Genomic DNA, 21,311 nt, shown 5'->3' on the forward strand with positions numbered 1-21,311 from the left:
CCTGATCCAGGATATTTAATCTTGGTTTTATGCTTAGCGGTTTATGATAACCTGTCCGCTAAATGCCTGATCAATATCTCCCGGGGTTAAGTAACCTCTTGAGATGATGGTGTAACACTTGCCTTTAACAATTTCCATGCTTTTTAAGGTCGCCTTTGTTACGCTGGTTGCACGGTCTTTAATCTCAAAAATATAAGTCTTAGGCTCTATTTCGATAAATGCATCAGTGGATTTATACGTTTTATTTGGAATCACAATATTGGTACCCTCTACCAGGTTTAACGCACTTGCATCTGGAGATAGGTTCATAAAGCGGATATAAGCTTTTTCTGTTAGCTGACCATTTATATCATCTTCTACGAGCAGATAATCAGGGCTAGCCGTACCATTGATGAAAAACAAAGAATAGATCTTTTGATTTTCCAGAACAATATCCTTTGTAAACAAGCTGGCTGTACTGCTTTCAATAGTTAATTTAGCACTATAGGTTTTAGGAACAATTTCAAAGTAGTTGATCACACCACCAAATGGTAAGGCTGCTGTATTTACTTTAGCATCATCCAGGTAAAGGTTAAATGTAGCCAGCGTAGGGAAAGTGTTGACTACACTTAATAAGGCAACATTAGAAACCACCTCGTCTTGTTTTTTGCAGGATTGCACCAAAAGCGCAATTGGAAGTATAATAAGGGCTATGCGAACTACCAGTAAATTCAGAGGTTTTAGTCTTGTAAACGATTTAATCATGATATATTTATTTTTAATTTTTAATTCTTCTTTAGCAAAAATACGCGTTATTCTCCATTTAGCAACATATTAGCCAGAACTTCATCCCGGTTATAAATATCTTTACGAAAGTTTAACCGGTTTTCACGATCCGTAAAAGCCGTAAAATAGGCGATAAACACTGGAACTTTATCCTTTAGGGTAATGTACTTTTCTTTTCCTGAATTCATGGCGGCACTTATTTTCTGATCGTTCCATGAAGGATCATTCCTCAACAGAAAAGCAGCCAGTTTTGCTGGATCCTGTACGCGGATACAACCGTGGCTAAATGCACGTTCATTTTCGCCGAACAGCGATTTTGAAGGCGTATCATGCAGATAGATGTTATAACTGTTCGGGAACAGGAACTTTACCTGTCCCAAAGAATTTCCTGGCCCTGGTTTTTGCCGTACGGTTGGCAACCCCTCGCTATAGCCGGTAATTTCCATCCGGTGTTGATTGATATAGCCGCGGTTTTTGCGCATGGCAGGGAGAATTTCGTTGCGTACAATACTTGGAGGAACATTCCAGTATGGGCTGAAAACAATGTATTTCATATCCCCTGAAAAGATTACGGTTTTATGAACAGACTGTCCAACCACCACATTACCGCTCCATTGTAAACTGTCTTTCTGGTAAACGTGCAGTTTAAATTCCGGAATGTTTACCGCAAGATAATCCGAATTGAGCTGAACGGGAAGCCAGCGGCTTCTTTCCATATTTACCATGATCTGCCTGATCCGTGTTTTTAGGGGGACATTAAGCTCATTGATCGTACCAATTCCAATTACCCCATCTGCGGACATGCCATGCCTGGACTGAAAACTTTTCATGGCTTTCAGCAGCTCTTCATCATAATAGATGCTGCTGGTATCTCCTTTTAGATCGGCCAACTCAAAAAGTCTTTTTTTAATCTGGATGATGATCTGTGAAGAATCACCGGGACGATAAGATTTCTGATCGGCAATGATCCTGGGCCAGTGATCTAAACGGTCGAGCTCCCGGTATTTAACCAGGAAACCTTTTAATAAGTCATATTGACGGTACACAGGAGGGGCTTGAGTAGCGGTAAACTTAGAAGGACTTTTAATCATACTGTCCAGGAACTGCTCATAAGAAACCTTTTTTCTAGGCAGATACCACTCCGAGGCTTTACTGACCGAAGCATCCGCACCTTGCCATACCAATTGTGCAAAGGCAAAATATTGTGCCGTTAACATCAGTTCCAGTTTAATATCCGGTTTCTTTGAGGTTCTGGCGTATAGGAGGGAGTCAAAGGTAACGCGGTAAGGTATTTCTTTATTGATTCCTTCTTTCTCCAGGTTTTTAACGCGGTCGGCCAGGTTACCAGCCTGCTCAATCAAACCATTCTTATTGTACCAGGCATACGCATGCTGTCTGCCTGAATAAAACTTACGGATGGAACCCGCATATTTTTCTAAAAGGGGATAAGCTTTTACAAAGGATTCAATCTGTGTGGTATCAAAGAAGAGGTCTTTTTCCGAATTAAAACTTCCGGGTATGGTTTTGTTCCATTCTTTAATCGCTTTTCTTTTTAGGGAATCGGCACTGATCTGATTTCCTTTCTTTTCAGATTGCCTGCAGCCAGTTAACGCAAAAGCGCTAAAGCAAACAACGAGAACAAGAATGGTACTGCGAAATCTGATCATGGTTTAAGAATACACCTGCAAATATATCTTTTATAGTGTGTATAACTTTGTTAAATACTGTTAAAAAGCTGTTGATAAATATAAAATTATTTTGTTGCACTGAATTAATATTCTGCGTAAATTAGATCTATCAATAACGAAGTACATTGACAATCTGAAGAAACACCAAAAAGAAGGATAGCCCAAGGGCAGAATTCTGGGAGTTTCTAATGAACAGATATACAAACCGATAGCACGTTCCACGGAACAAGTTATAGAGGAAGTATTTTACGGGTTTGCGTTCTTAGGGACTGCGAAACCACGAAATGTTAAACTACAAAACGAATTGATGCTTTTTTAAGACTACGGTCTTAAAATTGGAAACGGAGAACTTGAATCGAAAGAAGAGAGGCTCCGTTTCTCTTTTTTAAAGTGTTTTTGTACGCTTACAGTGGGCTGAAATTCTATTGCAATTGCACACCATCCCGCTTTAACGCTTCCAGCAGATGATCTTCCAGCGCTTTTATTCCTGAATCTTCATCGAAGCCGGTATGCATATAAATAATTTTACCTCTTTTATCAATGAGGATCACAGTAGGGTACGCGGCAATTGAATATTTGGTCAGTATTGCCGGGTCGAGGCCGGATTGTAACATCACATCGTTGCTCTTGATGTTATACCAGGATCCCATATCGTGCTTTTCAATAGAACGCTTCCATATTTGTTCATCACTATCGTTTGAGATGCTGATCATTTCCAGCCCTTTAGCACGATAGATATCATACATCTTTTTTAGGTAAGGGGTTTGTTTAAGGCATTTTACACACCAGGATCCCCAGAAATCAAGCAATATATAGTTCTTATTTTTAAACTGGCTTAACCGCATAATCCGGCCATCTATATCCTTGGCCGTGAAATCAGGTGCATTGTTACCGGTAATCACCTGCGCTTTGGCGATGATATTTTGAAGTACTATTTTACCCCACAAACTGTTCTTTATGGTTTCAGAGAAGTTGTTGTAGATAATTTTTGCCGAATCTAATCCAATCAACCGCTCCATGGTCTGGGCCATTAAATACGGGCTTACATAAGAGTTGGGGTTTGAACTAAAGAATTCGACTGTTTTTTTGTCGATCGCGGCATAACACTCACGGCTTTTAAGCTTCAATTCTGCAAATTTGTTATTTAACTCCAGAGATTCAGGTGTACTGTCCATTGCTTTAGTAACTTTTGAAAGTCCCATTCGAATGGAATCTGCAGCGATCTGATAGGGTTCCAGCGATTTATGATAGGCATCAAATTCTAATTGTGTCTTCGACCCCGTAAGCCGGGCATAGTAATACTTTTTTTCAGTTAGGGTTAACTGCATATCGCCGGGTTCCAGAAATATCCATGTCCGGTTTGGATCGTCCATAGAGAAAGATTTCAATTTACCCTGAACCTCAACCCTGATCGGCTCGCTGATGCTGCCGTTGAATTTAAAATTGCCCTGTTCGAGGCGGACTGTATCCTTGATGAAATTCCCTGAGGCATTTTGATACATTAAAACTAAGTTTCCAGTATCACGGCCTATTACTTTTCCTGTAATGGTAAAATTGTGATCTGCGGATTTGCTTTGTGCTAAAATTACGGTAGGGCAGAGGATTTGTATAAATAGTATAATGAGAAGTGTCCGGTCCATGATCTGTGATTCAGTTTAATTCCTATTAGCGAAAACTAAGGTAGTAGTTTTAAAACTAATAACATAGTTTTGATAATTATTTATGTTCAGATATTTGTATTTTTTATTGCTATATTTTCCGATGCCATTTGGTGATTCTGCTTGATGCAGAATTTTCCTATTTTTATATGCCATGAGTAAATCCGTAAAACATAAAACTTCCGAAAAGATCTTCGTACTCGACACTTCTGTTATTCTTTACGATCACAATTCAATCAATAATTTCCAGGAACATGACGTTGCTGTTCCCATTCAGGTGCTGGAAGAATTGGATAATATGAAAAATGGAAATGAAACCCGCAATGCCGAAGCCAGAAGTTTTATCCGCCTGATCGATCAGGCTTCTGGAAATAAGCTGATGAATGAATGGATCTCGCTGAATGAAAACAATAGCGGACGTTTTAAAGTAGTGATGGATAGCAATGCCGGTCATATCGATGCTGAAGCTATATTTGGAACGGATAAGATCGATCACCGCATTTTAAATGCAGCATTAAGTTTGAAGCAGGAATTTCCGAAGAAAAAAGTAATCCTCGTTTCCAAGGATATCTGTTTGCGCTTAAAAGCTAAATCTGTAGATATTCTTGCAGAAGATTATGAAACCGGGAAGGTAAAGAACGTTGATGAATTATATACGGGTAAAACCAAGCTTAATAAAGTCGATGAACAGCATTTTATCACTTTAAAAGAACAGGGTAGTATTGCTGGATCATTACTTGGAATTGCTCCAAAATCGGCCAATCAATTTTGTATTCTGAAAAGTAACCGCAAAACCATCAATGGCTGGTATGATACTAAGTCGGCTTCAGTTTCTGTCATTACCTCCAAAAAGATATACAATATTAAACCGAGAAATGATGAGCAAACCTTTGCCATTCATGCCTTACTCAATCCAGATATTAAACTGGTTACCATCCAGGGGAAAGCAGGTACGGGTAAAACCCTGCTGGCCATCGCCGCTGCGCTGGAGCAGCGAAAAGATTACAGGCAAATTTATGTTACCCGTCCCATTGTTCCGTTGAGCAATAAAGACATTGGTTTTTTACCGGGTGACATTAAATCTAAAATTGATCCATATATGGCACCCATATGGGATAACCTGCGGTTTATAAAAGAGCAACATACAGAAGACCCGAAGGCCCAGAGCAGGATCGATGAATTTGTGAACACAGAAAAGATTGTAATTACCCCATTGGCATATATACGCGGCAGAACCCTGACCAAGATCTTTTTTATTGTGGATGAAGCCCAAAACCTGACCCCCCATGAAATTAAAACCATCATTTCGAGGGCAGGAGAGCATACAAAAATTGTTTTTACCGGTGATATTTACCAGATCGATACGCCATACCTCGATGCAGAAAGTAATGGACTGTCTTACCTGATTGCGAATGCAAAGAACCATCCATTGTATGCACACGTTACATTAGATAAAGGAGAGCGCAGTGAACTGGCTAACCTGGCAAATGATCTGCTTTAAACTCCACGTATTGCCGTCAATTAAATTCATTATTGCATTATAAATAAATAAAACAATTCATTTGTATCCGGCAAATAATTGCTAAATTTGTTAGTAATGAAAAGATCCGGTACCGCAGATTTGCCCTTACACTATGGTTATGTACCTGCATGGCTTTCAGAAAGAATGACCAGGCTGGGCTTTGCCATTACGGAAGCGATCATCCTGGAATATGGTACGGCAGAGGTTTTAAGGCGGCTAAGTGATCCTTTCTGGTTTCAAAGCCTGGGCGCAGTAATGGGCATGGACTGGCATTCGTCAGGAATTACAACTTCTGTGATGGGCGCATTAAGGGCGGCCATAAACCCGCATTATAAGGAATTTGGAATTTACATCTGCGGAGGCAAAGGCAAGCGGTCCAGGCAAACACCCGATGAGCTGCTCAAGTTCGGAGAACGTACCGGGCTAAACGGCAATGAATTGGTTCGATGCAGTAAACTCAGCGCAAAGGTTGACAATACAGCTGTTCAGGATGGCTTTCAACTGTACATGCACAACTTTATAGTCAACAATGAAGGATTATGGACGGTTGTACAACAGGGAATGCAGAACAACGGCTCAACTGCCCGCAGGTACCATTGGCATTCCTCAGCCATCAAATCTTTTGTAGAGGAACCCCATACCGGCATTTGCGGCATAAACCAGGGACAGATCTTAAATCTGGTTGCCAAAGCAGCAGACCCATCACGCAAGTCGATGTTATCCATGACAACTGAAAACCCGGAACGGATCCTCGCTGAAGCAAAAAAACTGGTTATGCCCAACCGTCATGAAGTAAAGGCAAAAGATATCGATCTGAAACGATTGGGAGCCATGCTTTGGTTAACCCAGGAGAAGCGGCCTTCAGATTTTGAAGAACTGCTGCTGCTGGAAGGTATGGGCCCAAGGACATTGCAGTCCATGGCCCTGGTAAGTGAAGTGATCTATGGTACACCTTCACGCTTTACCGATCCAGCCCGCTTCTCTTTTGCACACGGTGGTAAGGACGGACATCCGTTCCCGGTTCCTGTTCAAGTTTATGATGAGACCTTACAGGTATTGAATAAAGCAGTAAGGCAAGCCAAACTCGGAAATACCGATAAACAGCAGGCAATTCATAAATTGAGTGAGATTGCAAGAAATGCAGAGAAAGATTTCATTCCCAATAACAATTTTGAAGCGCTGATCGCCAAAGAGCGCCGTGAATCCTGGAAGTATGGCGGTAAAACAGTTTTTGGAAATGCCCTGCCGCCTGCAGATCAGCAGCTTAAATTGTTTTAGTACTTATTTACATTATTTTGTAGCACATTTCATCTTTTAAACGTTATACCAACATGAAGAAATTATTAATCCTTTTAGTTGCAGGTTTTACCTTTGCAAGTTGTAATACGCTAAAGTCATCGGCTGATAAAGATACTGTTGAGTTAAGCGGTAAACTGGAGAAACTAGGTATGTCAACCTTTCAATATGGTACGCATACCCTCAATACAGGCAGTAAGACCTATGCATTAAAAAGTACTAAAGTTAGCCTGGATTCTTTTGAAGGTAAACAGGTTACGTTAAAAGGTTCAAAAGTTGCCGGATACCCGGTAGAGAACGGACCTGAACTTATTGAAGTAACCGAGGTCAGTCCGCTTTAAAAAGTTATCTTCGCAGAAAAAATGCTGCATGCTAGAAATTGTATACCAGGACGATCATCTAATCGCAATAAATAAGCCCCACGGACTGCTGGTTCACCGGTCGTCTATTGCAAATGATGCGAAAGAATTTGCATTGCAGCTATTGCGTGACCAGGTAAACAGGCATGTAAGTCCGGTTCACCGCTTAGACCGTAAAACAGGCGGATTGCTCTTATTCGCGTTTGAGAAGGATGTGGAAATTGCGATGCATAAGCAGTTTCAGGAAGGGGAGGTTCAAAAAAAATACCTGGCTGTACTTAGGGGCTATGCGCCAGACAGTCAGGATATCGATTATCCGTTAATGAAGGAAAATGGAACGGTTCAGGATGCTTTTACTTCCTTTATTACGCTCAAGCGTGCTGAACTGGATATTCCGTTTGGCAAACATCCAACCTCGAGGTATTCGCTGGTAGAGGCAGCTCCAACAACTGGAAGGATGCACCAGCTCCGTAAACATTTTGCGCATATATTCTATCCCATCATTGGAGATCGTAAGCATGGCTGCAATAAACAGAACAAATTCTTTAAAGAACAATGGGAAATGACCACCATGATGCTTCATGCATCAGAACTGATCTTTGACCATCCCGTAACCGGAGAAAAGATCCACTTAAAAGCAGCGGTGCAGGATGAATTTAAACGCGTTTTTTCCATAATGAACTGGGACAAAATTGTCTAAGTTGACGACCAGAAATTAGTGAATTGATATAAAGCTGACTGCTATTCTATTAATTACACGTGCTTTTCGATCAGTTCCAATGAATAATCAATTTCTTTAACAATAAAATCCACCAGGGGTACAAGATTATTATTTCCGGGCTCAGGATATTCTTCCAGTCTTCTTGAAAATTTAGCCAGGGTATCCAGTCCGGTAGAAACTGCTGTCCCATGCAACTTATGACCAATCGCATTCAAGCGTGCAGTATCATGGAGGTTTTTTTCATCACCTATAAAATCCCTGAGCACCTTTAAATCCTTAATGGTCAGTTTTAGAACTTCTGTTAAAGTTTTATGATCGGCTAAATTTCCACCTAAATACTTCTTCAGCTTTTCAACACTAAAATGTGTCTCTTCTTCAGAAACGTCAGGAATTGAGTTCCTGATCACAGGTTTATTCCACCGCTCAATGATTAATACCAAAGATTCTTCTACAAAAGGTTTGGCAATAAAATCGTCCATTCCCACCTCAATGCACTTCTCTTTCTCACCTTTAACATTTCCTGCAGTCAGGGCTATAATTGGAATGTGCTCTGAATAGTTCTCCCTAATCTTTTTAGTTGCTTCATAACCGTTCATCTCCGGCATTTGAATGTCCATAAAAATCATATCCGGCATTAAGATAGAACATTGTTTAACAGCCTCGAGTCCATTTACGGCTTCAATGATGATGGCCTGGGGAGCTATTCTTTTAATGATGGTTTTGGCAAGAAGCATATTCACTGGGTTGTCTTCCGCAATCAGGACCTTAAAGTTCTTCGTAATTACATTTGGCTTGATCTCTTCCTCAATAACTTGCTCACTGGCTCCTGGTTTAAACATTCTGGACAATGCATCATACATCTCATGAAGTTTAATGGGCTTTAATAAGCGTTGTTCTACATGAAGTTCTTTGCACGTTGTAATCACCTGCTCATCGTCTGATGAACTGTGAAGCAAGATGGTAGGCTGCTGGATCTTTGAACTTTCAAAGATCTCGCGAATCTTTTTAATGGTATCCAAACCATTCATATATGGCATGTGATGGTCCATTAAAACGACATCATATTTGCTTCCGTTGGTGAGCATTTGAAGCGCCTCGAATCCATTTTTTGCCTCGTCCGTATCAATATTACGAAGTGAAAGCATTTGTTTCATGATCATCCGGTTGTTCTTGTTATCGTCAACGATCAATACTTTTTTAATGAATTCAATATTTTGCCAAACCATAGGGTCGCCATGTTCGGCCTTAAGGGTCAGGTTAAAAAAGAAAACGCTGCCCTGGTCCGGGGTGCTGTACAGCTGAAGTTTGCTGTCCATCAGGGCCAGTAATTTATTGGAGATCGTTAACCCCAATCCGGTGCCTCCGTATTTCTTTGTGGTAGATGCATCTTCCTGAGAAAAAGCTTCAAAGATCTTAAATTGCTTTTCTTGCCTAATTCCGATCCCGGTATCTCTAACTTCGAAACGGATGGTTACTTCATCATTTTCAAGTTCCTTAACTTTCGTTATTTTAAGTTCAATCTCGCCCTTCTCTGTAAACTTGGCTGCATTACCCAATAGATTTACCAACACCTGTTTTAACCGTACCTGGTCGGTCCAGATAAAACGTGGTATGTCCGGAGATATATTAAGCAGCATTTCCAGCGATTTATTCTGTACCTGGTAGGTGATGATGTCACTCGCCTGGTTGCCCAGTTCAAAAAGATCGCATTTGTCAATATCCAGTTCCAGTTTTCCTGCTTCGATCTTCGAGAAATCTAAAATGTCATTGATGATGGTTAATAGGGCCTGGGCAGATTGGTTTACAATCGTGATGTACTGCTGCTGGGTCTCACTTAAATTCATTTTCAGCACCAGGTCTGTAAATCCAATAACCCCATTTAAAGGGGTACGGATCTCATGGCTCATATTCGCGAGGAATTCTGATTTGGCGATATTGGCTTGTTCCGCAAATAATTTAGCGTTTGTTAATTCTTCTTTTTGAATACAAACTTCATTGATGTCCTGGAATGTTCCATAGATGCGGATACATTTTCCGTCTTTCATCTCTGCATTTCCTTTAGAGCGTACCCAAATTTCCCTGCCCTTACCCGTAATGATCTGTAGTTCCAGGTCGTGAGGGGTTCCATGTGAAATGGCAAGCTCAACAGCCTTTGCAATCTGCTCCCTGCTTTCGCCTTCTTTGTAGAAATTAATACCGGTAGAAATGTTTGGAACATAATCTTCGGGTACTTCATGGATCTCTTTGGTAATGGTAGACCAGAATACTTCATTGTTTATGAGGTCTACCTCCCAGCCGCCAACACGGGCTACACGGTTGGTTTGCTCCAGCATTTCTTTGGTTTTCTTAAAATCCATTTCCAGCTGATGACGTTCCGTAATGTCCAGTGCATTTCCAATTACATAAGGCTCGCCTTCCTTATTTTTCTCGAGTACATTATTGAAAAGCCAGATCCGTAACGAGCCATCCTTATGTGTGGTGTGCATTACGCCGCTCATTCTTCCGTTTTTTTCTATCTGTTCTAAATAGGTATTAAGATCGGGATGGAACTTCTCATTGACCACATCGAACAAATTCATGCGGATCAGTTCATCAACACTGTAACCCAGGCTGTTTGCACTTGCTGTATTTGCAGTTAAGACATTGCCTTTCAGGTCATGGGTACACATCATACCATGGGCATTTTCAAAGAACGCACGAAACTGGTTTTCGCTGTAGGCCAGTTCCAGTTCCTTAATCCTGTCTTCGGTAATATCGCGTGCAACGGCAAAAAGATTACCAGTATGCATTTCGGGTGTAGCTTTCCATTGCAGGGTCTTGTAGCTGCCGTCTTTACATTTTAACCGGTTTGTAAAATTTACAGATGGAATGCCTAAAGTAAGTTTTGCTGTTTCTTCCTTAGTTTGTTCCAGATCGTCCGGATGCACCATGTCATAAAGAGAAGTGGTCATGATGGTTTCTTCATCCCATCCCAGAACGGTTTCAAATGCCGGATTGATCTTTTTAAAATAGCCATCAGTTCCGGAGATGCAGATGAGGTCGTTGGATAGATTGAATATTTTTTCGAAGTGTATAAGCTCTTCTTTTTGTCTGTTCTGGATAATTAATGAAATGATCTGCTCTCCAATTAATTCCAGCGCACGGTGTTGTTTATCGGTAAGTTTTCTTGATACCTGGTCAATCACGCACAACGTGCCAAGTGCAAAGCCATGGTGATCAATCAGGGGGTAACCCGCGTAAAAACGGATGTTAGGATCTCCGGTTACAAAAGGGTTATTTTTAAAACGCTCATCTTTAATTGCATCGTTAACCTCAAGGATGTTTTTATCCAGGATGGCATATTTACAAAATGAAAGGTCTTTTGCTGTTTCTTCAATGTCCAGTCCAACTTTGGACTTAAACCACTGCCGGTTTTCATCCAGAAGGGTAACCAATGAGATGGGGGTATCACAAATGAGTGCCGCCAGTTCTGTTAGCCGGTCAAATTCTTCTTCCGGGAGTGAATCCAATATCTGGTAACTTTTTAAAGCCTTTACCCGATCGTGCTCATGTTGTTCACTTGAAGAAATCCTCATCGTATTAAATCTAAAATATTTGGTCTAAATGCAGTCGTTAATGATCAAACTTAACAAAATTATTCCATTTACGTTTGGTATAGAATTCATTCTTTTTGTTCAAAAAGTATCAAATAAGTAAAGGTCACAAAAAATAGCAGAACAGTTTATTTTAATGTGCTATTAAAAATTAATTGAACTTATAAACAATCGGGTTTGCTTTTTTCATTTTCGTGTCATAACATGCAACAACAGACAATTTGCTGACTAAAACCCGGTTTAAAATTGATGCTGAAATGTAACTTTGCGCCAGTTAAGTAAGTCTTAAACTTAAAAAAATTAACCACCTTAATTTGTGCATGAATAATCATGATTGATGTTCATGTAAAGATTAAACCGGACAACGCACAATCTACTAATGAAACGATATAAAATTCAGTACCTCAGTGTTTTATTGCTATTCGCTTTACAAGCATTTTCTTTGCCAGGTATAGCGCAAAACACGGTAATAAAAGGTACAGTTACAGATGCCTCAAATAAAGAAACCCTTCCGTATGTTTCATTTGTCATTACTGGTAGTGGTAAAGGCGGTAAAACAGATGTGGATGGTAACTATAGCATTACCCTTACCGGAAAGGATGTTAGTTACACCGAAATAAAATTTAGCTATATCGGTTATAAATCCCAGGTAAGGACCATAAAGCCCGGTGTTACTCAGACCATCAGCATCCAGCTGCAAAATGAAGGCATGGAGATGGATGAGGTATTTATCACTGCCGGTAAAAAGGCAAAATATAAGAATAAAGACAACCCTGCAGTAGAGCTGATCCGGAATGTTATTGCCAATAAATCTAAAAACCGGATGGAAGGCTATGATTATGTATCGTATCAGAAATATGAAAGGATGCTCTTTTCGATGAGTAACCTGTCAGACAAATTTAAAAGCCGTCGTGTATTCCGCAATTATCAGTTTCTTTTCCAGGAGCAGGATTCAACCAAAATAGGAGGTAAGAATGTACTTCCGGTATTTCAGCAGGAAAAACTGTCTGACAATTACTTCCGTAAGAATCCAGAAAAGTTAAAGACGGTCATCGTTGCCGATAAACAGGTTAATTTTGACGAGCGCTTTATTGATAATAAAGGATTGAGCACGTATTTCGACCGGATGTACCAGGATATAGATATTTATGACAATAACATCTCCGTGGTCAGCAACCAGCTGTTAAGTCCAATCTCTGATGGGGCACCTGGTTTTTATAAATATTTCATTACCGATACGATCAAAACCCATAATCCCCAACTGGTAGAGCTTTCATTTACACCCAGAAACAAAGCAGACCTGCTTTTTGAAGGTAAGATCTACATCACACTGGATGGAAACTATGCGGTTCAGAATGCATTCTTAACCGTTAATAAGGACATTAATCTAAACTTTGTAAGGGCTTTTGAAGCAAAGCTGGATTTTGAGCAAAATCCGGACAACCGCTATCATTTGAGTAAAAGCAGCCTGACTGTTGACTTTGGAATTCTTAAGAGCAAAGGAGCTGGCTTTACGGGAGAAAGAGTGGTGTCGTTTAATAACTATACCATTAATAAACCACTTAATGATACGGTATACAGCGGTAGTTCGCTGGTACAGGTTCCTGATTCCACTAAAAAATCAGAAGCATTTTGGGCCATTAACCGGCCGGAAGCTTTGAATGCGATCAATGCAAAAGTGTACAACAATCTGGATACGCTCCAGTCTATTCCTTCTTTCAGAAGAACGATGAACCTGTTCACACTGCTGTTTGTCGGTTATAAGGACTTTGGTGCATTTGAAGTAGGGCCAGTAAATACATTTTACAGCTTTAATGATGTAGAGGGTTTTCGTTTGCGGCTTGGCGGAAGAACGACCACGGCATTGAGTAAACGTTATTTCTTTGAAACTTATGCTGCTTATGGTTTTAACGATGAAAAATGGAAATATTTTCTGAGTGCTACATACTCCCTTAATAATAAATCTATTTATTCCTTCCCGCAAAATTATCTTCGTGCAAGTTTTCAAAGAGATACAAAGATCCCGGGACAGGAGTTGCAGTTTGTGCAGGAAGATAACTTTTTACTCTCTTTTAAAAGAGGTGAAAATAACATGATGCTGTACAATGACTTTTACCGGTTAGACTATGTGCATGAATTCCAGAACCATTTTTCGTATGCTGTAGGATTTCGCAAGTGGGAGCAAAGCCCTGCTGGATCCCTGTATTTTAGCAATCTGACTGGCAATAACCAGTTAAAAACAATAGACAACATCAGTACATCAGAAGTTAGCGTTGCGTTAAGGTATGCACCAAAAGAGAAGTTTTACCAGGGTAAATTATACCGTACACCAATTATTGATAAATATCCCACGTTTAACCTTCGTTACACTGCCGGGATCAAAGGGCTGGTAGGCGGGGAGTACAACTACCATAACCTAATGGGAAGTATAGATAAACGTTTCTATCTGTCACAGCTTGGATATTCGGATGTTACTGTTGAGGGCGGATATATTTTTGGTAAAGTTCCCTTTCCGTTACTGGATATTCACCGGGCAAACCAGACATATGCCTACCAGCTAAATTCGTATAACCTGATGAACTTTCTGGAATTTGTAAGTGACCACTATGCAAGCATCAATATAGATCACAATTTTAATGGTTTCTTCTTTAATAAAATACCATTGCTTAGTAAATTAAAACTAAGGGAGGTGATGTCATTTAAGGGCTTGTACGGTGGTTTGCGTGACGAGAACAATCCGAATGTAAATTCAGCAGCGATGCAGTTTGTAAAAAATGATTCTGGCGCCTCAATTACCAATGCGTTAAACAGCGGACCTTATATAGAAGGCAGTGTAGGGGTAGGAAATATATTTAAGGTACTGCGTGTAGATGTAGTTAGGCGTTTTAGTTACCTGGATCATCCATTGGTTTCTGAATGGGGTGTCCGCGCAAGATTTAAGTTTGATTTTTAAGCGGTTTAAGTTTGATTTTTAACCTATAGCCAAAAGAATATGCGGCCCCCCGGGCATGTGCAGAAATCTGTCGTTAGGTTTTTTCAATAAAAAGAAGCCCCTATAAGTTTTAGCTTACAGGGGCTTTGCAGTTAGCTTCGAGGCCTTGCATTGATAACTATACCATTTATAAGAATTACTCTGCTGCTGCTTGTTGGTTAATGAAGCTTTCAGCACATACGGTAAGTGCAACATCCGTAGCTTTCTCATTTTCTAAAGTTTGGGTTAACAGGTCAACTACCTGGGTATGTCCCATTAACTCAGCAAATGTTTTTAATGTACCGTAAGTGGCAATTTCATAGTGCTCTACTTTCTGTGCAGCCAGGATCAATCCTGCATCGCGGATCATAGTACCGTCTTCAGTATCTTCGATAATGCCACTGGCTTCTTCCAGTAAACCAGCCATTGCATCACATTTCTTAGCTACTGCCTTTTCTTCAAGTAAAGCGAATACCTGCTCTAACGTGTCAATGTGACCTTGTGTTTCTTGCGTATGTTTGTCAAATGCTGCTGCCAGCTCAGGACTTGTAGCCGCTTTCTTCATTTTTGGCAATGCTTTTACCAGGTGTTTTTCTGCCCAGTAAATGTCTTTTAGCTCATCAACAAAAAACTCATGAAATTCAGAATCTTCCATTTTTCCAGTTTTACCTGTTGGTTTTGTTGATGCTTTAGTTGTTTTAGGAGCAGTCTTGGTGCTGCTTGATTTTGTTGTAGTTGCCATAATATTTTTTTTTATAGGTTAAGATGTTTTTCAAGTATAGAACCATAAGCACCGGGAATGGTTTTGGTTTTTTTTATTTTATTAAGCAGCATAATCACCACAGGAATTAAAGCGAATTATATTCCGTTAAAATTGCGCTTAGGCACTATTTATGTGTGATAACATTTAAATAATTACAATATGAACATTGAGACAAGAAAACTTACCCTAGAAGATTATAGCGATCTTAAAGAATCTATGGAACAGGCCTATGATACGCTTGGCGGACAAATATGGAGCAAGCAGACCATCGCAAAGCTGCTCAAATTATTTCCGGAGGGTCAGTTGTGCATCGCTGTAGATGATAAGGTAGTGGCTTGTTCTCTGGCCATCATTGTTGATTATGATGAATATGGTGATAAGCATACCTACCAGCTCATTACCGGTGCCTATACTTTTTCTACACATGATCCTACGGGAGATACCTTATATGGTATTGAAATATTTGTATCACCAGAATACCGGGGTTTACGCTTAGGCCGCAGGTTATATGAAGCCAGGAAAGAACTGTGTGAAAGCCTTAACCTTAAAAGCATCATTGCCGGCGGCAGGATACCAGGTTATCATGCCCATGCAGATACGTTAAGTCCGAGGCAATATATTGATAAGGTAAAGGCTAAAGAATTATATGATCCAACGCTTACGTTTCAAATCTCTAACGATTTTCACGTACGTAAGGTATTGAAAAATTACCTGCCCGGAGATCACGAATCTAAAGAGTTTGCAACACTCATTGAGTGGAACAATATTTATTACCAGGGTGTTGATGCATCTGCACGTTCTGCAAAAACAATCCGGATCGGCCTGGTACAATGGCAAATGCGTCTTTTTCCCGATATGGACAGTTTCTATGAACAGGTGGAATTCTTTGTGGATGCGGTAAGCGGATACAAGTCCGATTTTATCATGTTCCCTGAATTTTTCAATACACCGCTTCTTCAGCCTTATAACCATCTTCCGGAAATGGAAGCCATGCGTAAGCTTGCCGAGTTAACCGAAGAGATTGTAGCCAGGATGCATCAGTATGCTGTTTCTTATAATGTAAATATCATTTCAGGCAGTATGCCAATCCTGGAAAATAATAAACTATACAATGCAACCTACCTATGTCACCGGAGCGGTAAAACAGAAGAGTACCGTAAGATTCACATTACACCGAACGAGCAGAAATATTATGGAATGGTGGGCGGAGATAAGATCAAGGTATTTGATACCGATTGTGGTAAAATAGGAATCCTGATCTGCTACGATGTGGAATTCCCCGAATTGAGCCGCATCTATGCCGACCAGGGGATGCAGATCTTGTTCGTGCCTTTCCTTACCGATACACAAAATGGATATACCCGGGTTAGGCGATGTGCGCAGGCCAGGGCAATAGAGAATGAATGCTATGTAGCCATTGCGGGCTGTGTAGGTAATTTGCCTAAGGTAAACAATATGGATATCCAGTTTGCGCAATCTGCCGTATTTACACCATCAGATTTCGCTTTCCCAACCAATGCGGTTAAAGCAGAAACTACACCAAATACAGAAATGATGCTGGTGGTTGATGTGGATCTGCACCTGCTGGATGAACTGCACCATTTTGGAACGGTAAAGATCTTAAAAGACAGACGTAAAGATCTGTATGAAGTTAGATTACTTAAATAAGTATAACTTTACGGTTAAAATAAGCAGTACAAATTACAAATGGATTTAGAAAAGCAAAACGCCGCGAATGCAGCAGTGAAAATGATCCTTCAGCATGATGTTGTGGGACTTGGAACAGGTTCCACAGCTTATTTTGCAATAGCCGCCATTGCTGATCTCGTTAAGAACGGATTAAAGATCAAGGCAGTTGCTACGTCTAAAAAAACGGAATCACTGGCTGTTTCAATGGGGATTGAGCTGCTGAATATCGAAGACGTTCAGTACATAGACATCACCATTGATGGGGCTGACGAATTTAACGAGCAGCTTCAGCTAATCAAAGGCGGCGGAGGTGCATTGTTTCGTGAAAAGATCGTAGCCTCTTTGAGTAAAAAAGAGATCATCATTGCAGATTCTGCTAAGAAGGTAGACCAGCTCGGTAAATTTAAAGTTCCCATAGAAGTGGTTCCACTCGCCTCAAGCTATGTAAAGGAGCAGCTGAAAAGATTAGATGGGATTTCAGAACTCCGAAAAGATGGTGATTCTTTATATCGTACCGATAATGGCAATTATATTTTGGATGCGGATTTCGGCTTATTTACAGATGCAGCTGTACTTGCTGAGCGGTTAAATCAAATAGAGGGCATTCTGGCACATGGATTATTCATCAACCTCAGTACCATGGTGATCATGGGAAAGGGATCTGAAGTAATTACGTACCAATAGAAATACTCAAACTATTTTCTGCTGAGCAGCTTAAGTACAGTAGCAGTAACCAATGCGCCAAAAACATAATAGCCAACGGTTAAGACCTTTACCTGATCGGTTTTAGTAACCGGCTCGTCATCCAGTCCCAAAGGTTCAGGTAAAGTAACTGCCCCAATTCCGGCACCAATACCCAGTACCAATGCTTTTGGCCAAATGTAACCGGCACCACCAGTACCAATTAAGCTGTAGTAAAATGCATTACCGATTACGTCTCCGGCAAGGGTAGCTTTATATAGATCATCTTTATTACCAATACTCACGCTAAAATGGCGCAATACCTTTTGTAAAGCATCTTCACCCAGGAGATCAATTCTGGGAACGTCGTCTTTTTTATGCCTTAAAGTTTCGTGAAGGATATTTAATGCGATGGCACCAGCTAAACCGGCAACCAGGTTTTTTAATTTGCTCATAATTATGATTTAAGGCTTACCCAGGTAATGGCCGCGTTTATTTCGGCTATAGAGAAACCCTTTGCTTCTCCCGGGGTAACGTAACTAAATATATCTGTAAAGTTCTCTACTGCTTTTTGATCAGTCACAATGGCCATTTTCTTCCACTTGGTCAGGTGCTTAACACCAGCAATTGCATCCTGGATCCAGGCACCGGGTGTAAAGTTCTCCACTTTAGTATCCAGCAAAAGCAGGTAATAGATTTCTCCATATTTGTCAGCCAATGCAGCGAGGCCAGGAAGCAGTACGTCTTTAAGATCAACTTCTGTAACTTCTCCGGTTGCTTTTACTCCAAATACATAATCGGGTAGGTTTTCAATAACTGTCAGCATATATTTATAATTACTTAATTGTATAACACCGTTTTTCAATTTATGTTTATATTAACGCTATGTATATTTCTAAGATAAATTTAGCTACGGATGAAGAGGAAATTATAGATTTCATCAGTACCTATAGTTTTGCAACCATCATTACTGCTAAAGGAGAACATCCGGATGCAAGCCATTTGCCATTTGTAACCAGCAGAAGAGATGGGAAAACTATCCTGACGTCTCACTTCGCAAAGGCAAATCCACAGTGGTCTGCGTTAACAGATTCGGAAGTGCTGGTCGTCTTTGCAGAACCACATGCCTATATCTCAACAAAACATTACGATAAAGAACAGAGCGTGCCCACCTGGAATTATGTGGCTGTACATGCGTATGGCAAGGCGACATTAGTTACCGCACAAGAACAGGCATTGGCAATCATAGAGCAGACCATTAACTACTATGAAGCCGGCTATATGGATCAGTGGAATAACCTTTCCATGGAGTTTAAAACTAAAATGCTTCATGGAATAGTGGCCTTTGAAATCGAGGTCACGTCTTTTCAGGCCAGTAAGAAGCTGAGTCAGAATAAGACTGAAGCAGAAAAGCAGAGAATCATTCAGGCACTAAACGGCAGTGACTACGATGTGGAGCGTCAGCTGGCAGGATATATGGAGAAAGAAATGAAGAAATCCTAATTAAACTGGTCTTTTAAAGGTAATTATAAATTCAGTGCCAAGTCCTTCCTCACTTAAAACGGTTAGCGCGGTATTGGAGTTAACCGTTGCAGGATTGTTAACGTTCTCGACGCTCTCAACGCTCTCAACGCTCTCAACGCTCTCAACGTTCTCAATATTTTCAACGTTCTCGTTCCCGACGTTCTTTTTACTTTTGGCGGTATCAAAATTACCATTAAAGCCCGAAGTATTCTCGTCAACGAATTTTTTAACCAGCAGGAGTCCAATACCTACACCTTTTTCGTTTTTGGTGCCGTAAGAAGAGATGTCTTTTCCGGCAACATGAAACAGCTGTTTGAGTTTTAATGCAGACATCCCTACGCCATTATCTTTTACGTGGATCATTACACATGTGGGGGATACTTCATAAAATATATTGATGGCACCAGGTTCACCGGTAAATTTAATGGCATTGCTGATGATGTTTTGGAAGATAATCCGGATATGATCCGGATCGGCATAAATAAGCGTATCTGGTTTTCTGGTGTGGATGATGCTGATCTTTTTTTCTGCAGCGAGGAAGTTAAGTACGTTTAGCAGCTGATCAATATAATCTGCCAGCTCAATAGGGGCAGGTCTGGTTACGATACCCCTCTGCTGACTGTTTGCCCAAACCAATAGGTTATCCAGCATGGCTGTAGTAACGCTTATCTTATCAAAGAACTTGTTAAAAATATAACCCATCTCTTCATGACTAAGGTCATTAGAACGAATCAGTTCCTGCATTCCTAAAATAGAAGCAAAGGGACCTCTCAAATCATGGCCAATCACAGAAAACAGCTGATCCTTGGTATTGTTGAGTTCCGATAATTCGATATTTTGCGCAGTAATCTGATCTTTCTGAGCAGCAATATCTTCAGTGTTCTTTTTAAGGGACTTGTTTAGCCTAAATACCTTTAAGGAACTCCAATATACAATTGTACTAATTATAATCAATGAGATGGCAATCAACGCAATGATTACAATGACCATTTTATTGATGCTGATCTGCTGCTGGTTGATCTGGTTCTTCTTAATGAGTTCACGGTTTTCTACCTGCTGCTGCTTTAGGTGCAGCCCGTTGATCTCATTTTCTTTCGTTTCATTCAGCAGGCTATCACTGTATATTTTGTGCAGAGAAAGATATTTGTAGGCCTCTTTATAATTACTTACGGCAGCATAGCAAGCGCTCAGAATTTTTAAGGAGCGCTCAATGTCCCATTTGGTATTTAATGCCTGCGCCAAAATAAGACCTTTTTTACCCGCCTCTATACCCAGATCATAAGCGCCCTGCTGGTAATAGGCATTCGCGAGTCCGGAATAAGCAAAACTATTTTCCCAGTCGTCCTGAAAATCGCGGCTTTCCAATACGGCCCTATGATAGATTATGGCCTGGTTATAATCTTTCTTTTTAAAATAAATGTCACCAAGCCTGTTTTTTGCCATGGCAACCATTTTATAATGCTTGTTTGGATTGCTGATGGCGATGCAGCGAATTAAGGCATCAATAGCCCGGTCCAGTTGATTGATCTGGTCGTAACAAATGCCAATGTTCACATAATTTGCGGCTAACCGAAACGTGTTTTTTAGCCGGATATTTAATTTTGCAGCCATCTCAAAATGTTCCAGGGCAGAAACGATCTTATCCTGTGACATGTAGATGAGCCCAATTCCATTGTAGGCATTTGCCTGTCCCTCCAGATCCTTATTTTTCTTACTTATGGCCAGTGCTTTTATACTTGCTTTTAAAGATTCCGTGTAGTTTCCTTTGATGTACTGCGTTTTGGAAATATTGGCCAGGGCACGGGTCTCTCCAATGGAATAGCTGACCTTAATGGCCATTGCCAATGCTTTATTTCCAAACAATAAGGAGGAGTCCGGATTCAATTGATAGTAGGAAGCAGCAAGGGCGTTCAGCAAATTTACACGGGCAGTATCAGCAACATTTTTATTTTGCTGCGCTAAAGCATTCCATTTTTTAAGCAATATATGACCAGGGACAGCTTCTGCATAAGCTGAAGACGAAATAAAAATAATTAAAATACCAAATACGAGCGTCCTAAGCATCATCAGTTTATAAAATT

The 21,311-nt window shown here is 40.4% G+C and carries 16 protein-coding genes; 8 read left to right on the forward strand and 8 right to left on the reverse strand.

What is annotated here, in order from left to right:
- Window positions 1-33: 33 nt before the first annotated feature.
- The 3 genes from ATK78_RS02255 to ATK78_RS02265 form a co-directional block, all read right to left on the reverse strand.
- Window positions 34-744, reverse strand: coding sequence for a DUF4397 domain-containing protein (locus ATK78_RS02255; protein WP_133574428.1), 711 nt, complete (start codon window positions 742-744; stop codon window positions 34-36).
- Window positions 745-791: 47 nt separating this feature from the next.
- Window positions 792-2,432 carry a L,D-transpeptidase family protein gene (locus tag ATK78_RS02260; protein WP_133574429.1) on the reverse strand — a complete coding sequence of 547 codons (1,641 nt, stop codon included), beginning with the start codon at window positions 2,430-2,432 and terminating at the stop codon, window positions 792-794.
- A gap of 443 nt (window positions 2,433-2,875) precedes the next feature.
- A complete protein-coding gene (locus tag ATK78_RS02265) occupies window positions 2,876-4,093 on the reverse strand; it encodes an AhpC/TSA family protein (RefSeq protein ID WP_133574430.1) in 1,218 nt (405 codons plus the stop codon).
- A 172-nt stretch (window positions 4,094-4,265) separates the two neighbouring features.
- Here ATK78_RS02265 and ATK78_RS02270 point away from each other — a divergent pair, with 172 nt between their 5' ends.
- The 4 genes from ATK78_RS02270 to ATK78_RS02285 all read left to right on the forward strand — a co-directional run bounded on the left by ATK78_RS02270 (window position 4,266) and on the right by ATK78_RS02285 (window position 7,988).
- Window positions 4,266-5,612, forward strand: a complete 1,347-nt coding sequence (locus ATK78_RS02270) for a PhoH family protein (protein ID WP_133574431.1) — start codon at window positions 4,266-4,268, stop codon at window positions 5,610-5,612.
- A 96-nt stretch (window positions 5,613-5,708) separates the two neighbouring features.
- Complete coding sequence (locus ATK78_RS02275; RefSeq protein WP_133574432.1) at window positions 5,709-6,911, forward strand: DUF763 domain-containing protein; 1,203 nt, start codon at window positions 5,709-5,711, stop codon at window positions 6,909-6,911.
- A gap of 53 nt (window positions 6,912-6,964) precedes the next feature.
- The gene (locus tag ATK78_RS02280; protein WP_133574433.1) at window positions 6,965-7,270 is read left to right on the forward strand and encodes a hypothetical protein; all 306 of its coding nucleotides are present in this window, start codon (window positions 6,965-6,967) and stop codon (window positions 7,268-7,270) included.
- A gap of 28 nt (window positions 7,271-7,298) precedes the next feature.
- The gene (locus tag ATK78_RS02285) at window positions 7,299-7,988 is read left to right on the forward strand and encodes a pseudouridine synthase (RefSeq protein ID WP_133574434.1); all 690 of its coding nucleotides are present in this window, start codon (window positions 7,299-7,301) and stop codon (window positions 7,986-7,988) included.
- Between the two features lie 53 nt (window positions 7,989-8,041).
- On the opposite strand, the gene ATK78_RS02290 is transcribed toward ATK78_RS02285, so the two are convergent.
- Window positions 8,042-11,584 carry a response regulator gene (locus tag ATK78_RS02290; RefSeq protein ID WP_133574435.1) on the reverse strand — a complete coding sequence of 1,181 codons (3,543 nt, stop codon included), beginning with the start codon at window positions 11,582-11,584 and terminating at the stop codon, window positions 8,042-8,044.
- Window positions 11,585-11,981: 397 nt separating this feature from the next.
- Here ATK78_RS02290 and ATK78_RS02295 point away from each other — a divergent pair, with 397 nt between their 5' ends.
- Window positions 11,982-14,555, forward strand: a complete 2,574-nt coding sequence (locus ATK78_RS02295; protein ID WP_133574436.1) for a DUF5686 and carboxypeptidase-like regulatory domain-containing protein — start codon at window positions 11,982-11,984, stop codon at window positions 14,553-14,555.
- 175 nt (window positions 14,556-14,730) lie between these two features.
- Here ATK78_RS02295 and ATK78_RS02300 read toward each other — a convergent pair whose 3' ends face one another.
- Entirely contained in the window at window positions 14,731-15,315 is a 585-nt protein-coding gene (locus ATK78_RS02300; protein WP_133574437.1) for a YciE/YciF ferroxidase family protein, read from the reverse strand.
- A gap of 180 nt (window positions 15,316-15,495) precedes the next feature.
- Between ATK78_RS02300 and ATK78_RS02305 the strand changes: the two genes are divergently transcribed.
- On the forward strand, window positions 15,496-17,004 hold the full coding sequence (locus ATK78_RS02305; protein WP_133574438.1) for a carbon-nitrogen hydrolase family protein: 1,509 nt from the start codon (window positions 15,496-15,498) through the stop codon (window positions 17,002-17,004).
- Between the two features lie 39 nt (window positions 17,005-17,043).
- Complete coding sequence (gene rpiA, locus ATK78_RS02310) at window positions 17,044-17,709, forward strand: ribose-5-phosphate isomerase RpiA (protein ID WP_133574439.1); 666 nt, start codon at window positions 17,044-17,046, stop codon at window positions 17,707-17,709.
- Window positions 17,710-17,720: 11 nt separating this feature from the next.
- Here rpiA and ATK78_RS02315 read toward each other — a convergent pair whose 3' ends face one another.
- Both ATK78_RS02315 and ATK78_RS02320 read right to left on the reverse strand, forming a co-directional pair.
- Window positions 17,721-18,161, reverse strand: a complete 441-nt coding sequence (locus ATK78_RS02315; protein ID WP_133574440.1) for a hypothetical protein — start codon at window positions 18,159-18,161, stop codon at window positions 17,721-17,723.
- Window positions 18,162-18,163: 2 nt separating this feature from the next.
- Window positions 18,164-18,532 (reverse strand): SpoIIAA family protein, encoded by a 369-nt coding sequence (locus ATK78_RS02320; RefSeq protein ID WP_133574441.1) that lies wholly within the window; start codon window positions 18,530-18,532, stop codon window positions 18,164-18,166.
- A 59-nt stretch (window positions 18,533-18,591) separates the two neighbouring features.
- Between ATK78_RS02320 and ATK78_RS02325 the strand changes: the two genes are divergently transcribed.
- Window positions 18,592-19,209 (forward strand): FMN-binding negative transcriptional regulator, encoded by a 618-nt coding sequence (locus ATK78_RS02325; RefSeq protein ID WP_133574442.1) that lies wholly within the window; start codon window positions 18,592-18,594, stop codon window positions 19,207-19,209.
- On the opposite strand, the gene ATK78_RS02330 is transcribed toward ATK78_RS02325, so the two are convergent.
- A complete protein-coding gene (locus ATK78_RS02330) occupies window positions 19,210-21,297 on the reverse strand; it encodes a tetratricopeptide repeat-containing sensor histidine kinase (protein ID WP_133574443.1) in 2,088 nt (695 codons plus the stop codon).
- Window positions 21,298-21,311 lie beyond the last annotated feature (14 nt).

It is taken from the genome of Pedobacter metabolipauper, assembly GCF_004362715.1.
Classification (GTDB): Bacteria; Bacteroidota; Bacteroidia; order Sphingobacteriales; family Sphingobacteriaceae; genus Pedobacter; species Pedobacter metabolipauper.

Bases quoted from the DNA above. Each gene is read 5' to 3' on its own strand.
- ATK78_RS02295 (WP_133574436.1), top strand. From the start codon at position 11,982: ATGAAACGATATAAAATTCAGTACCTCAGTGTTTTATTGCTATTCGCT.
- ATK78_RS02285 (WP_133574434.1), top strand. From the start codon at position 7,299: ATGCTAGAAATTGTATACCAGGACGATCATCTAATCGCAATAAATAAG.
- ATK78_RS02290 (WP_133574435.1), bottom strand. From the start codon at position 11,584: ATGAGGATTTCTTCAAGTGAACAACATGAGCACGATCGGGTAAAGGCT.
- rpiA (WP_133574439.1), top strand. From the start codon at position 17,044: ATGGATTTAGAAAAGCAAAACGCCGCGAATGCAGCAGTGAAAATGATC.
- ATK78_RS02265 (WP_133574430.1), bottom strand. From the start codon at position 4,093: ATGGACCGGACACTTCTCATTATACTATTTATACAAATCCTCTGCCCT.
- ATK78_RS02255 (WP_133574428.1), bottom strand. From the start codon at position 744: ATGATTAAATCGTTTACAAGACTAAAACCTCTGAATTTACTGGTAGTT.
- ATK78_RS02325 (WP_133574442.1), top strand. From the start codon at position 18,592: ATGTATATTTCTAAGATAAATTTAGCTACGGATGAAGAGGAAATTATA.
- ATK78_RS02270 (WP_133574431.1), top strand. From the start codon at position 4,266: ATGAGTAAATCCGTAAAACATAAAACTTCCGAAAAGATCTTCGTACTC.
- ATK78_RS02330 (WP_133574443.1), bottom strand. From the start codon at position 21,297: ATGATGCTTAGGACGCTCGTATTTGGTATTTTAATTATTTTTATTTCG.
- ATK78_RS02280 (WP_133574433.1), top strand. From the start codon at position 6,965: ATGAAGAAATTATTAATCCTTTTAGTTGCAGGTTTTACCTTTGCAAGT.
- ATK78_RS02305 (WP_133574438.1), top strand. From the start codon at position 15,496: ATGAACATTGAGACAAGAAAACTTACCCTAGAAGATTATAGCGATCTT.
- ATK78_RS02260 (WP_133574429.1), bottom strand. From the start codon at position 2,432: ATGATCAGATTTCGCAGTACCATTCTTGTTCTCGTTGTTTGCTTTAGC.
- ATK78_RS02300 (WP_133574437.1), bottom strand. From the start codon at position 15,315: ATGGCAACTACAACAAAATCAAGCAGCACCAAGACTGCTCCTAAAACA.
- ATK78_RS02275 (WP_133574432.1), top strand. From the start codon at position 5,709: ATGAAAAGATCCGGTACCGCAGATTTGCCCTTACACTATGGTTATGTA.
- ATK78_RS02315 (WP_133574440.1), bottom strand. From the start codon at position 18,161: ATGAGCAAATTAAAAAACCTGGTTGCCGGTTTAGCTGGTGCCATCGCA.
- ATK78_RS02320 (WP_133574441.1), bottom strand. From the start codon at position 18,532: ATGCTGACAGTTATTGAAAACCTACCCGATTATGTATTTGGAGTAAAA.